General features: G+C 39.9%; 18 protein-coding genes. 2 read left to right on the top strand and 16 right to left on the bottom strand.

The window, feature by feature from the left end; all coding sequences use genetic code 11:
- Positions 1-1,335 precede the first annotated feature (1,335 nt).
- From ACZ42C_RS17220 to ACZ42C_RS17145, 16 genes are all read right to left on the bottom strand, one after another.
- A complete protein-coding gene (locus ACZ42C_RS17220; protein ID WP_461181847.1) occupies positions 1,336-4,062 on the bottom strand; it encodes a phage tail tape measure protein in 2,727 nt (908 codons plus the stop codon).
- A 39-nt stretch (positions 4,063-4,101) separates the two neighbouring features.
- The gene (locus ACZ42C_RS17215; RefSeq protein WP_461181848.1) at positions 4,102-4,404 is read right to left on the bottom strand and encodes a hypothetical protein; all 303 of its coding nucleotides are present in this window, start codon (positions 4,402-4,404) and stop codon (positions 4,102-4,104) included.
- A gap of 18 nt (positions 4,405-4,422) precedes the next feature.
- Entirely contained in the window at positions 4,423-4,929 is a 507-nt protein-coding gene (locus ACZ42C_RS17210; RefSeq protein WP_461181849.1) for a hypothetical protein, read from the bottom strand.
- A 7-nt stretch (positions 4,930-4,936) separates the two neighbouring features.
- Positions 4,937-5,227, bottom strand: a complete 291-nt coding sequence (locus ACZ42C_RS17205; RefSeq protein WP_461181850.1) for a hypothetical protein — start codon at positions 5,225-5,227, stop codon at positions 4,937-4,939.
- A 4-nt stretch (positions 5,228-5,231) separates the two neighbouring features.
- The gene (locus ACZ42C_RS17200; RefSeq protein WP_461181851.1) at positions 5,232-5,693 is read right to left on the bottom strand and encodes a sigma-70 family RNA polymerase sigma factor; all 462 of its coding nucleotides are present in this window, start codon (positions 5,691-5,693) and stop codon (positions 5,232-5,234) included.
- A gap of 105 nt (positions 5,694-5,798) precedes the next feature.
- The gene (locus ACZ42C_RS17195) at positions 5,799-6,593 is read right to left on the bottom strand and encodes a phage head morphogenesis protein (RefSeq protein WP_461181852.1); all 795 of its coding nucleotides are present in this window, start codon (positions 6,591-6,593) and stop codon (positions 5,799-5,801) included.
- Positions 6,594-6,913: 320 nt separating this feature from the next.
- On the bottom strand, positions 6,914-7,198 hold the full coding sequence (locus ACZ42C_RS17190; protein ID WP_461181853.1) for a hypothetical protein: 285 nt from the start codon (positions 7,196-7,198) through the stop codon (positions 6,914-6,916).
- 35 nt (positions 7,199-7,233) lie between these two features.
- Positions 7,234-7,368 carry a hypothetical protein gene (locus tag ACZ42C_RS17185; RefSeq protein WP_461181854.1) on the bottom strand — a complete coding sequence of 45 codons (135 nt, stop codon included), beginning with the start codon at positions 7,366-7,368 and terminating at the stop codon, positions 7,234-7,236.
- A gap of 112 nt (positions 7,369-7,480) precedes the next feature.
- Positions 7,481-7,837 carry a sigma factor-like helix-turn-helix DNA-binding protein gene (locus ACZ42C_RS17180; protein WP_461181855.1) on the bottom strand — a complete coding sequence of 119 codons (357 nt, stop codon included), beginning with the start codon at positions 7,835-7,837 and terminating at the stop codon, positions 7,481-7,483.
- A gap of 123 nt (positions 7,838-7,960) precedes the next feature.
- Complete coding sequence (locus ACZ42C_RS17175) at positions 7,961-8,545, bottom strand: hypothetical protein (RefSeq protein ID WP_461181856.1); 585 nt, start codon at positions 8,543-8,545, stop codon at positions 7,961-7,963.
- A 67-nt stretch (positions 8,546-8,612) separates the two neighbouring features.
- Positions 8,613-8,882: a hypothetical protein gene (locus tag ACZ42C_RS17170; RefSeq protein WP_461181857.1), complete on the bottom strand. Its 270-nt coding sequence runs from the start codon at positions 8,880-8,882 to the stop codon at positions 8,613-8,615.
- Between the two features lie 19 nt (positions 8,883-8,901).
- Entirely contained in the window at positions 8,902-9,780 is an 879-nt protein-coding gene (locus tag ACZ42C_RS17165; protein ID WP_461181858.1) for an ATP-binding protein, read from the bottom strand.
- A 2-nt stretch (positions 9,781-9,782) separates the two neighbouring features.
- Positions 9,783-10,433, bottom strand: coding sequence for a hypothetical protein (locus ACZ42C_RS17160; protein WP_461181859.1), 651 nt, complete (start codon positions 10,431-10,433; stop codon positions 9,783-9,785).
- A 356-nt stretch (positions 10,434-10,789) separates the two neighbouring features.
- Positions 10,790-11,011 (bottom strand): helix-turn-helix domain-containing protein, encoded by a 222-nt coding sequence (locus tag ACZ42C_RS17155; RefSeq protein ID WP_461181860.1) that lies wholly within the window; start codon positions 11,009-11,011, stop codon positions 10,790-10,792.
- 1 nt (position 11,012) lies between these two features.
- Positions 11,013-11,177, bottom strand: coding sequence for a hypothetical protein (locus tag ACZ42C_RS17150; RefSeq protein WP_461181861.1), 165 nt, complete (start codon positions 11,175-11,177; stop codon positions 11,013-11,015).
- A 26-nt stretch (positions 11,178-11,203) separates the two neighbouring features.
- Positions 11,204-11,452: a helix-turn-helix domain-containing protein gene (locus ACZ42C_RS17145; RefSeq protein ID WP_461181903.1), complete on the bottom strand. Its 249-nt coding sequence runs from the start codon at positions 11,450-11,452 to the stop codon at positions 11,204-11,206.
- A gap of 141 nt (positions 11,453-11,593) precedes the next feature.
- Here ACZ42C_RS17145 and ACZ42C_RS17140 point away from each other — a divergent pair, with 141 nt between their 5' ends.
- Together ACZ42C_RS17140 and ACZ42C_RS17135 are read left to right on the top strand one after the other, a co-directional pair.
- Complete coding sequence (locus tag ACZ42C_RS17140; RefSeq protein ID WP_461181862.1) at positions 11,594-12,037, top strand: helix-turn-helix domain-containing protein; 444 nt, start codon at positions 11,594-11,596, stop codon at positions 12,035-12,037.
- A 1-nt stretch (position 12,038) separates the two neighbouring features.
- Complete coding sequence (locus ACZ42C_RS17135; RefSeq protein ID WP_461181863.1) at positions 12,039-13,232, top strand: tyrosine-type recombinase/integrase; 1,194 nt, start codon at positions 12,039-12,041, stop codon at positions 13,230-13,232.
- Positions 13,233-13,401: the final 169 nt, after the last annotated feature.

The raw sequence follows: 13,401 nt of genomic DNA, 5'->3' as shown, positions 1-13,401 counted from the left end.
TCCTGCAAGGGATCGGGCGTTTTTTGTTATTTAAAGTAATTATAAATAAGCCATTTTTGATGACACCTTGATGACACTTTTTAAAACTAGAATATATGCTCCTGTTTGAAGTCGTTTAGGATTTATCATTCTCTGTATAAACCCTTTTTTACCGCGTCGGAAAACTCTCTTTTTTAAGGACTCGGATTTCTCGGATTCCTGTTTTTAGGATGTCTCCATTTTTGGATATATCCTCTTTTTCTGCGTCCAAAAAGCAAAACCTCACGTAATCCATTTAGAAGCCTGTACAGCAGTTTTATGTGTTTCGGGATCAATAACCCTAACAAGGATTAAAAAACGACACACCTCGCAGATTTTTAAGCCTGTTCATCCGCATTGCCCTTTTTAGGGACACCGGAAACTCCGGTTATCCTTTCCCTTTTTAGGGCAGCCGAAAAAGCCGGAAACCCCTTTTTATGGTGTCCGGTATGTCCGAGTACTTACCATCCATCAGATAACTTATTCTTATCATTATTTGCAAAAATAATTTGTTAAAGTTATAATATAATTATTCTTTATTATCGATTTTGTTTTTGCTGCTTTCCTTATATGGAAAAAAGATCTCTGCCACCTCCATATTGTGCGAGGTCTTTTTTTGTGTCTTCTCATGTGCCTGAGCCACTGTTTATTTATTTCCGTTCATTAATTCCGGAGAAATCCAATCTACGATATTCGTAGATTACAACCTATAAAAATCATGTCGAAGAAGATGACCTAGCCGTCCACGAGGTCACAGACAGATTAGGAAGATATCAACAAAAGAAATTTGTTAACGAATCAGGTCTTTATAGTCTAATAATCGGCGCAGCCAAACAAGGAAACAATAAAGAAATCAAATTATTTTTTTCATTCATTAACCCCCTACCCATTAAAAGAAGGCCATCTATATTCTTGTTTGAATTGTACAACTCTTGTTAAACTATTGCTCTAATATTTTCCCCACCCTATGACTGGGTAGATTGCCTAGGCATCCTCTTCGTCGATTCGCCCCGTCCGTCTTTGGATGCGGCTGAACTTTAAAGTTGCATACTATTAGGGTTGCAACTCACACCCCGCTCATAATACACATAAAAAAACCCAGGTTTTATACCTGGGCAATAAAAGTAAATACGGAACTTTTCAATAGCAACAACCTACGGCTCGCATGTAAATTCAATAACCGAGGGAGTTGATACGCAAATCGGAAAAGAATTTGAAAATGCAATGGGTAATATTTATCTCTATTTTTATATTAACATGATCAGTAACAGTTATATACTCTCACGTTTTTAATCAAGCAGAATGCTTACATACCTTTTATCCCTCCTGCTTTGATATGAACCGGCGTTGCATACTTCCATAATGGTTTTCCAATTCTTCACGAACTTTACGAGCGATCCTGTCACCATCACCTCTACTACCGCCACCTTCCACATTAACTACAATGTGAGGGCTATAGGTGAAATCAATATCGCTGTCATAGGAAGTGTAATGCTCGTCATAATCATTATACTCATGATATGGACCGTCACCTTCCGGATCGTCATCGTCATCAGGCTCATCAATGATGATTATACTTCCGGGATCCGGTACGTCTTCCGGTTTGTCTGGGTACAGGTTTCCAAATCCAAGCGCATCGGCTATTCCGCTGCCCAATAAACGGAATATCCTCCTGTTTAATGGGATTACAGCTTCATTGTCTGCCCCTTCTCCAATTACGCTTAATGTGGCGTCGGTTACCATACCACCATCGGCCAAATGAGGTATTTCAGGAATGTTGAATCCGATAGATTCCATGTCGGGTACGCCGGGTATCTTGCTTACCCAGCCGGGGATATCAATCTGCACACTATTAATGCCGCTTATCATGCTGTTCACGGCGCTAATAATATTGTTTACAAATCCCTTGATTCCGCCAACTAAACCATCCCAGATTCCAAGTATTCCGTCACTGAAACCTTCCCACATTCCGACCCCGAAATCGAGAATAGAATTAAATCCGTCCGTTATTCCGTCACCCAGGGATGTTACGAAATCGGATATTCCAGTAGTAAATCCATCCCAGATTCCAAGGACGCCTTCAGAAAATCCGGTCCATAAACTTATGCCGAAATCACGCATAAAAGTGAAGGAATCAACGAAAAAGCCACGTATAAACTGAAGTCCTAAACTGAATTTTTCTCCGAGCCAGTCCACAGACAAACCGAACCATTCAGTGATTTGATCCCAGTTGTTCCAAGCCCAAATGAACGCACCAACAACGACGCCGATAGCTGCGGCAATACCCAAAATAGGCCATGTAACACCTAACATTGATGCCCCCAGGGCAAGCATTGTTTTAGTGAGCGTTATTGTAGCAGGTACACCAACAGTTATAAACGCTGCTCCAATTGCCGGACCTAGAATGTGTAGGTTGTCTATCAAGAATCCGATAGTTGTGCCTATACCTTTGAATATTGGTTCCATTGTAGATTGAATCTGCGGCATGTTTCCTTCTATCCAGTCCATTGTACTGTTCAGGGATTCTGTAAACTTTGGTCCCACAGCTTCACGGAACGGATCTATAACATCACGCATAAGCAAAGTAAAGCGTTCGCCTAATTGTTGATCGAAAGCATTCGATGCATCCGAGACAACACCTTCGGACCCCGATACCGTTCCGAGCATGTCATCAAAAGCCTCTCGACCTTCCCCTAATGCTCTGGCCATTTCTCCCGAGGTTGTACCAAACAATTCCATGGCCGCATCACCGCGTTCTGTCTCATCAGTCATATCCATCATGTCAATGACGACACCTTTTAGCTCTTCGGGACTCTCCACCTGGTTCATGGCCGTCCGCATTCCGCGCAACGCGCGTTGAGAATCAACTCCCGATTCTTCAAACATACCCATTAATCCAAGCGTTTCGTCTAGCGAAAAACCTGCTTGCTGCAAAACAGGCCCAAATTGCTCAATGTTTCGTTGTAGACCTTCCACAGGTGCGCCAGTTTGTTGAGCGACCGATAGGAATTTGTCCAGCATTCCACTAGCTCCATCAGTCTCAATGCCATATTGCTTTTGGATCCTAGAAAGTCCTTCTATTGCATCCTCGCTCTGCCCTGTGACTTTCGTGTAATCAAGGTAATCCTGTGTTAGGTTTTGGAGCGCTTCTCCCTCTACATCAAATCGCTGGCTTACCATTGTGGCCGCACCGGCAAGCTCATCATAGCTATCTGTGTTATTAGAATGGAGATCCTGCAATACCCCGCCGAATTCTTCAGCAACTTCTATAGAATTGCCTGTTTCAGCTTGGAACACATACATGCTGTTTTCAATTTCGGCCATGCTGGAAGTTGCATCAGCAGCTGCCGTTGTGAATGCTCCTCCTAATGCCAGAACAGCCCCTACAGCCACGCCTTTTATCCAAGTCTCTGCTTTAATTCCCATTAACCTGAAGCCCTCGCCGGAACCATCAGCCGAGTCTCGAATGTCGCTCAAACTGCTAGATGCTTCGGAACCAGCTGAAGAAACAGAACTTCCCGCGTCACCGGCTGCGGTTCCAATATCATTAATGCTGTCAGCTGCATATGAACTGGAATCGGATATTAGTTCTCCTGCTTCTCCGGCATGGGAACCAAGATTATTAACAGAATCGGCCGCGTTTCCGAATTCAACGGTGATTACATTGCTTGCATCTCCTGCGGTGTCGCCAAGATCGTCCAGACTATCAGAGGCATCGCCGCTAGAATCGGTTATCATGTCTCCCGCATCCTCGCCCTGGTAGCCCAGGTCCTGCATAGAATCGGCTGCATCTTCACTTGCGTCCGTTATCATGTCACCGGCATCTTCCGCATGGTAACCTAAACTATCCAATGATCCTGCTGACTCATCGAATTCATCACGCATGGTATCGCCTGCTATCCCCGCCTGACTCCCTAGATTATCGAGTGAAGTAGCACCATCCTCCACGTTATCTTTAAAGTCATCAGCGGCTTGATCGGCACGCTTAAGTGGACCGTCTTTAACCTTAAAACCTATATCTATATTCATATCTCTTAAAGACATATTTCATCACCCCCCTTCATAGGATAATTGCTAGGCACATTATTCAAATTCTCTTAGTTTCTTATCAATCACTTCAAGGACAGTTTTGCGGGTCTCGTTTTTCTTAAATTCTTTTAAAAGCGGCATAGAGAATGTATCTTCAATGAGTTCAATTGCCTTAGGTGTGCTTAAATCCTTAGTTGTCTTATCGAGTGCAACGATTTCCCCGGAATCAACAATCTTTTTCATGATAGGGTGGCTACTAAAATCATTAAAATCCCTATGATCTATATCGTTAATCCCCGGAACCAATGTAACCTCTCCTGCGGTCCGAATGTAGTCCCCTTTATTATGAACTAACATATTAACTGTCTCTCCTTCCTATATATCTACCCTTATTTGATTTCTAATTCTCCGTTTTATGTCATCTATTCTTGAGGATCGGTTTCCATTTATTGAATTAAGCCTTTGCCCAAGACTCCAATCCTTACCCCCGCCACCAGCAAACATAAGATGGACGTCCCTTCCGCCATGCAATTGTTTCAGTTTTTCTTTATACTCTGATGTTTTCTTTTCAATTTGAGCAATCTCCTTTTCCAAGTCGCGAGCCTCTATGTCGAGTTTTTCAAGCTCCTGGTCTTCCCATTTTACAATTTCAGATTTTAAAGATTCATATGCACCTTGTAAATTTTCTTCAAGTTCTTTCAAGTCATTTTCTGCCGACTGGATTTCTTGATCTATCTTCTCAACTTCCTTCTTGCCACCCTCGAATTTAATTTGTGGGCGTTTCATCTTGGAGAAATGAACACGATCTTCATACTCCATAATTTTTGGTTTGTTTTTTAAGATGAAATCCTCTATTTCTATAATCTTTTTCGGTTTCTCCATAATCTTATTACCCCCTTAGGTTCATCCGTTTTCTTTTCAATTCCTCAACATCCTGAGTAAACTCTTTATTCGCTGCATCGCCGGAATCTTTTCTTTCCTCAAATAAAGCATTGAATTTCTCTATTTCATCCTCTTCAATCCGGGAATGTGCATAATCTTGTTTCATGTTCAAACGTTGGTTTTTCTTTTCTTTCATGTCACGTGCTAATTTAGCAGGTTCACCAGATAAAACCCTTTTTGCTTTTAATAAATAATCCATATGGTTTGATGCATTGGATCCATTGCTTTTAAAACTCATGTCCTCACCCCCCTTCAAGTTTTGCTTTAATTTTCTCTTTTGCACGCCTAATATATATCTGTACTGCTGATTTCGATACTTTTAATTCTTCGGCAATCTCTTGCATACTCCACCCCTGCGCCATATGGAGAAGAAAACATTGCCTTTCTTGGTGTGATAGATCAATAAGGATGTCCGTTATTGCCCGCTTTTCATCTTCGGTTAATTCTCTTTGTTCCGGTTCTATATCCAAACTGGGCATGAGTTCCATGTCAATCAAGGAGGTTCTTTGGTAAACGGACCTTCTCTCTATGCCTCGTAAGTTCCCTGGTCTTCTGCCTGTTTTCATCCATTTGATAGCATATTCCATATCACCAATCATTCTGCTAATGCTTTTACGATCTGGATCATCTACGTCCATATTTTCATACCGCCTTTTCAAATCCTTCAATCCTTCTTTATATTCAGGGATAAGATTATAAACCATACGACTGTCCTCCTAACTGTCATATCGCCTTTGCTGCTCCCCTGAATACTTATTGATTTCTATGGTCCAACAATTTCCTTGTCTGATATAGACGATAACCATCTTTTAAACATTGAATAACTCGTCCTCATCCGGTTCTGCTGAACACCTACACCCATAATCAATGGCAGGGTATAGACCGTTAGCACCATCTTTCCAAGTAAACGTTTTTCCATCTAATTCAGCATGGGAGTCTCTGACTTTTTCGTCGTCGCTGGTAGACCAAACGAACTTTTTCAGTCCCATTTGTTCATGGCGAGTTTTGGTCATGTCGCCATGAATACTGCCTGCCTGGTCTCTGGCAATGAACTTTGCCCTTGCTTTACTCACATCGGAAACCTTTCTAATTTCCTTACCCATTTCATTAATAGACTTACCGCGCCTTACTCCTTGGATAATAACCGTTTGAACTTTGTCGTGTAACTCTTTTTCAATCGACTTAATATAATCAACATTTTCCTTTACCGCCGAAGCCATGAATGCTTTTAACCAGGGCTCTCTTTCGATGGGATCTATTCCGGTTACAGACTTAACTTGCTCTTGAAACTGACTTCTATTTGTGATGTTTACAAGTTCGACAAATTGGTTTGCTATCCGTTTTATGGCAGAATCAGTAAAGACGAACTCAGCTGACCACCTTCTTGCCAGCTCCAATAATTCCTCTATTTCCTCTAGTTCGTTGTTATCCGTAATGAACACACTGTCCATTCTCCGCCGGTACTCATGGATTAATGGTCTTATCTGATTATTCCAGGTATCCCAGAGCTTCTTTCTGTCCTGGTCAATCATTTCTACAAGTTTTCGGCGATACTGAACGGCTGCGGCCGTAGGAAATCTCCCTTTTGGTACTTTTGGAGCCATGTTTATCCCCCTTTGTTATTATTTCCATAGATTGTATGCACGATGTATAAATATACGTGTTTTGATTCCCAAAATATAGATTATGTTAACTAGATTATTACCACAAACCTTGATGAATCAACATTCCTATTTTTAAGTGAAAATATTTATATACACTTTTTTATACATTGCTGATATACCAACGTTTTGTACACTCCTGCCACAAAAGGCAGTAAGGAAAAAATGCATAAAATACTGCATAAACAAACCGGAATGACCCTTAAACCAAAATGCCCCCATGCAACCTTTTTCTTGGTTCCTTTAAGCAAAGGTTGCATCTTTCAGCTATACAAACTATATCCGTTCTGTTCTAAAACTGCTGCAATGTCGTCTCTGATCCATATGAGCCCATCGTCAATATAAAACCCTTCTTCTTTTATGGTAAAGGCGCTTACGCCGTTGCTAATATATAAAGTTCCATCATCCCTTAACTTGGTAACAGGCAGCTTTTCAAAGAACCCATGTTTTACTGCATTCCTGTTTCCCGTTTTAGGCTTTGTGTTTCCTTTGTTACCCTTTGCCATTTGATTACCTGGTAGGAAACGCCCCCGGTTATCACGCTGCATCAAATCACCTCACACGGTGTTCGTTTTGGAAAGCCTTAGAATTCTCCACCATTCCAATTGGTCTCAAGGTATTTAATAAACTGCTTTATTTCTTCATCCGACATTCTGCTGGTATCGATAAACTTTTCAAGGCGTTCACGATCGACCGAAACATCACTAGCAATTGTCATAAGTTTAGCCCCCTAGATAATTACAATTTCCCTCGACCTTTTGCTTGTCTTACCAACCGCTTCAGTAACTTCTTTAGTAGTCATTCCTTAAATGGTTATTCTTTCTTTTCGCTCACCTCCCTCCCGTTTGGTTTTCTATTTTATCTTTTGCCCTGGAAATATATTGATCTACTGTTCCTTTTGCAATATTTAATTCTTTAGCGATCTTCCCCATGCTCATGTTCTCAATAGTGTGCATTAGATAACATTGCCTCTCTCTTTTGGATAAGACGGTTAACAACTCTATTGCTTTTGTTTTCTGCTCGTGGGAGGGAAGCAGTGTATTAAATAATTCATCCATCTTGTCATCATCAATTAATAACTTGCTAAGTCTGCCTTTAATCATGTGCAATTGCATAGCTTCGACAACTGAATTCATTGTTTCATAAGGTGATAGCCCCTTGCCCTCTATTTCTTCAAGATTAAGCACGTTTTCTCATCTCCAATTCGGCATCTATTTTGTCTTCAACTTCCTGGAATGGATCCTTATACTGTTCTCTTGGAATGAATGCGCTTATTGAACTATCCCAAAATTCTGTACCGTTCCTATCTACTAAACTAGCTTTAAATGCTTAGGCCTTGGCTTCAATACTTTTTGTGTTCTTCCTTGCTTGTCCATTAAAAATTGTTTGCCTTGATTGTCTGTATGCATCGTATACGTTTCTATCCCGTGCATATCTGCCCATTCCTCAAACGGGTAAGGTTTACCCTCAAAATGGTTTATGTCGCTCATAAGCCCCATGGTTTTAATTGTAAAACGCCCAGTGTCCTTATTCTGATACTCCCAAAAGAATTCTATTATTTCCTCGCCGATGGGCTTGTCCTGGTCAAGCGTCTTGACGTAATCCCTGGTGTAAAAATAATCCTTCATGTCGTACTTGTGTCCTTTAAAGTCCTTATCTATCGGAAATACATTCATGAATTCTTTAGGTGTAAGCTGTCCTGCTATTTGCTTAATTGCACTGGCGAACTCAAAATTATTGACAGCCTCATCATAGGTTTTAGAATCCGGCAGCATGCCAACAATATTCACACCGTAAAATACATTCTTCTTAATGAGATCCTTATCGTTTTCATTTTTAACAAGACTTTTAATTGAGTTTTGGCAGGCTCTAAGATATACATTGTATTTATTCATTCGGCAGCTCCTTTCCTTATATCTGTTATCAATGGGGGGAGTCGTGAAACACGCCCCCTTTAAACGCCTATGAGTTCCCTGTTAGAAACTTCATCCTTCCATTTCGGAGAATATCGTCTACTGAATATCCATCATGATCCAATTGGCCCTTATTCTCTAAAAACTTATCTGCAATAAGATGCAGCTGCTCTTTCAAATGGTTATCTAATACGAGTCTTGCAAACTGTACTAACCGTAATTCGCCATTGGTCCATTTAAAAATACAGGCAATTTTCTTTTCGGGATCCTGATCCACCGAGAACAAATAGTTATCCTTTTCAATCTCGATTACGTTCATTTTTAACACGCTCCTATATTTAATTTATTTGCAAGTTTTTCCGGTAATCTTCTGTGAAGATATTTATATACTTTGTGTTATCCTGAAGCCGACTGGCCACCCTTTCACCTACAACTTTTGGCAGTGTTATATCGTCGTAGTTGGTGGTGTACACTGTCGGTCTTCCGGCCCGGCTATTCACTATTTCAAATAGCTTTGATCTTGCCCAACTGAATTCGTTTGTATTACCTGCTTCAGCACCCAGGTCATCAATAACCAGGCAATCCAGCTTTTCAATATCATTTAGAATTTCATTTTCTGTCCGGGTAGCACCCCGGTCATAAGTTTCCTTAATTAAAGCCAGTATTTTTCCGGTAGTTGTGAAGCCTACAGAACCTATTTCCTTGGACCTTAAATATTGAGCCATCCCGAACGAAAGGTGGCTTTTCCCGGCACCTACGGTTCCAATAAGCAACAAATTGTGCTGTTTGTCTTTTTCTCCGCTTACTAACCCCTTAACATACTGGGTACACGCATATAATGCATCGCTTGTTACTGTGTTGGTTTGTTTAAAGCCTTTCAACGTAGCGTCTTCCAAGCCCTTTGGTGGGAACCACCATCTCGAGCTAAGTCTTTCATTTAATTCTTTTCTATACCATTTATTATTAACTTTCATTTCTTCACGGACTTGACAATCACCGCACACGGATTCTTTTTCATAACCTTTCCATTCATTCTCTGCATGAATTTTATATGCGGTAGTGTAGGCTTTTCCGTTGCATCTAATGCAATGAACTTCAAAGGTCCGTACATCATAATCATTTAAATCGAGATCTTCTAATACTGGCCACGTTTTCTTTGCTGCCTTTTTTTGAGGAATAGTTAAATCTAGTTCTTGCCCGTTTTTGCGAACTGCCATTTTCATCCCTCCTCATAGAGTTCACTTAGCATTTTATCCAACTCTTTTTGCTTATCCTCCGTGAAAACTGGATCCTCTACATGTTTCGGCTTTTCTGTTGCAATTAACTTATCTTTTCCTTTTTTGGAATTAGGTTTTCGATCATCATTCATTCCCAGTAATAACCTGTCATATTGTTTCCGCAGCTTGTCCGCGCTAAGGATATTCTTATACCAGAAATGGTGTTCCTGGCTCCAGAGAATCACGTCCTGTATCTCTTTGCCTTTCCTTTCGTCACGATCCATCATCAATCGAAAGGTGTTCGCCCATGAATTTATATTTGGCTCTTTTGCATTTGGATTGTTTTCTTGGATTTTTTTAAATAACAATTTGGCCAATTGCAAATGATGGGTTTCAAATTTTAATTTGGAACGTAATGTATTATCTTTATTACCATTATCAGCATTATTACCATTATTGTTTGTGTCTTTTTGCTGTCCTTCTGCTGTCCTTTTGCTGTCGTCTTTGCTGTCGGTTTTTTCTTCTTTGTCTTGATAAAAATCCCAATTAACAATGGTTACAACACTAAATTTGTTGGTGGCTTTGATGTCTATAGTTTCATCACTCTTTAAAAGGTTCATGTAGTCTCTAACTGTCGATTCTTTCATACTCAATTCCATGGCTGCTTTTTTTCTCCCGAATATGAATTGACCAGGCTTTAACTCTATAGTTTGCCTCCCAACTTTCTGGGAATGTTCTGTATGAGAAGCTTTTAGTAAGCAGTAAATAAATACTTTTAGCAGCTTTTCATTCTGAAAAATATCACTGGTCATTAATTTGCGATGCAGACTGATCCACCCCCGCATATCACCTCACCCGCCATTCAAGCTAAACATATATTTAAATCGTGTTTTATTTTCGCTATATTGTTGGTATAATAGATACAAGCTACCGGCCAAAAGATCCGTAGGCTCCGGAATAGGCCGGGCTTGTCTTATGTGGTTTAGATGCTCTAACATCTAAGCCTTTTTTAATACTCATATTCCATGCTCTCTTGCATTTGCTTCTCTATCCATTGATCAATAGCGTATTTTTTAAACAGGATTCTCCTACCCGCTCTAAAGTGAGGGATTGCTTTCTCCCTGGTCATCTTGTAGATCATATCTACTGACACCCCGATATACTCTGCTGTTTCCTCTACAGTTAAAGTGCTGCGTTTAATCGGTACCAACTTCGGTTTAAACATTTCCATTTTATTTACCTCCGTTCGGATTCATTAGATTGTAGGCAATTTTGGCCAGTTCTTCATCCTGTCTTTTGACGTTATGTTCCTCTAAAGCTGTAACCATTTTGGCCACTTCTTCATAGCTGGCTGTGATCTCTATTTTTTTAGTAGCAGTGTTATTTTTAACTATCACCTGGATCCCTCCTTTCTGTGAATTGGTCAAAGCCGGCTGACCTCCCTTCCATTTTTATATCTTTTGTTATCAAAATTGATAAAAAAAATATCTTTAACATCCATCTCGAGCCCTTTGGCAATTTTAACAGCTACATTTGGAGAAGGATAACGGTCCCCTTTCAATATTTGAGATAAATAAGGTTGCGAAACGCCTATTTGTTTAGAAAAAGAGCGTAAACTCATTCCTCTTTCAGCTATTTGGATCCTTGTTTTCTCAGGATTGACCAGTTTCATTTTCACAATCTCACCTCCCTGTATATCTTTTGTTATCAAAAGAATACCATACAAATATATCTTTTGCAATATTATTTTTACATTTGTTATCAATTGTTGTAAACTATACCTAAATACCAAACAGAAAAGAAGGTGAAGAGCGTGACTTTTGGTGAATTCATAAAAGAAAAGAGAACGGAAAAAGGCTTGACTATGCGGGAATTGGAAAGAAGAACCGGGATTTCCCAAGCTTATATTTCACAAATTGAAAGTGGGAAAAGAAATGTTCCTAAGCCTGAGTTGATAAAAAAAATATCTAACGGGCTGGATGTTGACTACTTGGATTTACTCCAAAAGGCTGGATATATTGGTACCTTGGCTTTAGCTTCTGAATCATACAAAAGTGAAAGCTGGGCAAAAAAACCGATTAATAAGGACTATGTTACATTTCTTACTTATATATTAGAAAACCAACACATCCCCCTTGATGCAGCGTTATCTATTGGTTACCCAATCTCTTGGTACGGTACAAAATTTTCTAATGAAGAAAAGGAAAAATTGATGGACTTCATAAAAGAAGAGGTTATAAACAAAAGGAGTGAATAACATGGCCGGGTCCATACAGGATAGAGGAAATGGAAAGTACTATTTGACTGTTAGCGCCGGTTTCGATGGAAAAGGGAAGCGGATCCGCAAAACTAAAACAGTAACTGCAAAAAGCCCAGCGGATGCCAGGAAGAAACTTGCCTTATTTATTGCTGAGGTAGAAAGAAAGGAATACATTTCCCCGTCTAATACAAAGTTTCATGTGTTTGTGGAGCTATGGAAAAAAAGAGCCAAAAAGCAGCTTGCACCAAAGACAATGGAATTGTATACCTATCTGCTGGATAGTAGGATGATCCCTGCCTTTGGCAATATCAGATTAGAAAACATAACCCTTATTCGTTTGAATGACTACATGGAAGGGTTAGAAGAGGAAGGACTTTCGTCTAATACCCGGTTGAAGCACTATAATTTATTAAACAACATTTTCAATTTGGCTTTAAAACTAAAATTGATAAGTCAAAACCCAATGGATGGCGTTGACCGTCCAAAAAGAGAACATAAAGAAACAAACGTTTATGATTCACAAGAATTAAAACGGTTATTTCTGCTGCTGAATAAGGAAGAAAACAAACAAATGGTACTCATGGTTAAACTGGCACTTAAAACTGGAATGCGTAAAGGGGAATTGCTGGCTCTAAAATGGGAAGATGTGGACTTTGCTAGCAATACGATCCATGTGCGCCATTCGTTAAGTTACACAAAAGAAAATGGGTACCAAATAAAGGATACCAAGACAACGAACTCTAATCGTAAAGTAGCACCACCTAAAAAGCTAATGAAGGAATTGCAGAAACATATTCATCATAAGAGGGAAGAAAAGGCAGCTACTGCCGAGTTATGGGATGGCACTTTCGGAAATTTAGTCTTTTCTACACCGGGAAAAAGCAAAGATGACACACTAACTTTATTCGGTAAACCATTACATCAGGATTCACCTAATAGATGGTGGAGAAGGTTCCTGGATCGTGTGAATAAAGAAGCAGAAAAGAATGACCAGCCAACGCTTAAAAAGATTCGGTTTCATGATCTAAGGCACACCGCTGCCACTGATCTAATTAATAAAAATGCACATCCAAATGCAATTTCTAAACGCCTGGGCCACGCAAACATAAGCACAACCATTAATATCTATGGCCATCACCTGGAAGAAGCGGACCAAAAGATAGCGGATATGTTGGATGAGGATTATATATAAACTTTCCCACCTCACAAAACCCAAACATCATATTTTTATGGTGTTTTTTCTTGATGACACTTGATGACACCTTGATGACACTTTCAATCATTTTCAAGTAAAATTTAAACGATACACCAAAAAGAAACTTGCACAAAAGGCTATACAGCAAGGTTTACCACATCATGAC

The sequence above is a fragment of the Virgibacillus kimchii genome (assembly GCF_055379185.1).
The sequence above is the reverse complement of the archived record's forward strand: the minus strand, read 5'-3'. Positions and strand labels throughout refer to the sequence as shown.

Bases quoted from the DNA above. Each gene is read 5' to 3' on its own strand.
- ACZ42C_RS17220 (WP_461181847.1), bottom strand. From the start codon at position 4,062: ATGTCTTTAAGAGATATGAATATAGATATAGGTTTTAAGGTTAAAGAC.
- ACZ42C_RS17215 (WP_461181848.1), bottom strand. From the start codon at position 4,404: ATGTTAGTTCATAATAAAGGGGACTACATTCGGACCGCAGGAGAGGTT.
- ACZ42C_RS17210 (WP_461181849.1), bottom strand. From the start codon at position 4,929: ATGGAGAAACCGAAAAAGATTATAGAAATAGAGGATTTCATCTTAAAA.
- ACZ42C_RS17205 (WP_461181850.1), bottom strand. From the start codon at position 5,227: ATGAGTTTTAAAAGCAATGGATCCAATGCATCAAACCATATGGATTAT.
- ACZ42C_RS17200 (WP_461181851.1), bottom strand. From the start codon at position 5,693: ATGGTTTATAATCTTATCCCTGAATATAAAGAAGGATTGAAGGATTTG.
- ACZ42C_RS17195 (WP_461181852.1), bottom strand. From the start codon at position 6,593: ATGGCTCCAAAAGTACCAAAAGGGAGATTTCCTACGGCCGCAGCCGTT.
- ACZ42C_RS17190 (WP_461181853.1), bottom strand. From the start codon at position 7,198: ATGCAGCGTGATAACCGGGGGCGTTTCCTACCAGGTAATCAAATGGCA.
- ACZ42C_RS17185 (WP_461181854.1), bottom strand. From the start codon at position 7,368: ATGACAATTGCTAGTGATGTTTCGGTCGATCGTGAACGCCTTGAAAAG.
- ACZ42C_RS17175 (WP_461181856.1), bottom strand. From the start codon at position 8,545: ATGAATAAATACAATGTATATCTTAGAGCCTGCCAAAACTCAATTAAA.
- ACZ42C_RS17170 (WP_461181857.1), bottom strand. From the start codon at position 8,882: ATGAACGTAATCGAGATTGAAAAGGATAACTATTTGTTCTCGGTGGAT.
- ACZ42C_RS17165 (WP_461181858.1), bottom strand. From the start codon at position 9,780: ATGGCAGTTCGCAAAAACGGGCAAGAACTAGATTTAACTATTCCTCAA.
- ACZ42C_RS17155 (WP_461181860.1), bottom strand. From the start codon at position 11,011: ATGGAAATGTTTAAACCGAAGTTGGTACCGATTAAACGCAGCACTTTA.
- ACZ42C_RS17145 (WP_461181903.1), bottom strand. From the start codon at position 11,452: ATGAAACTGGTCAATCCTGAGAAAACAAGGATCCAAATAGCTGAAAGA.
- ACZ42C_RS17135 (WP_461181863.1), top strand. From the start codon at position 12,039: ATGGCCGGGTCCATACAGGATAGAGGAAATGGAAAGTACTATTTGACT.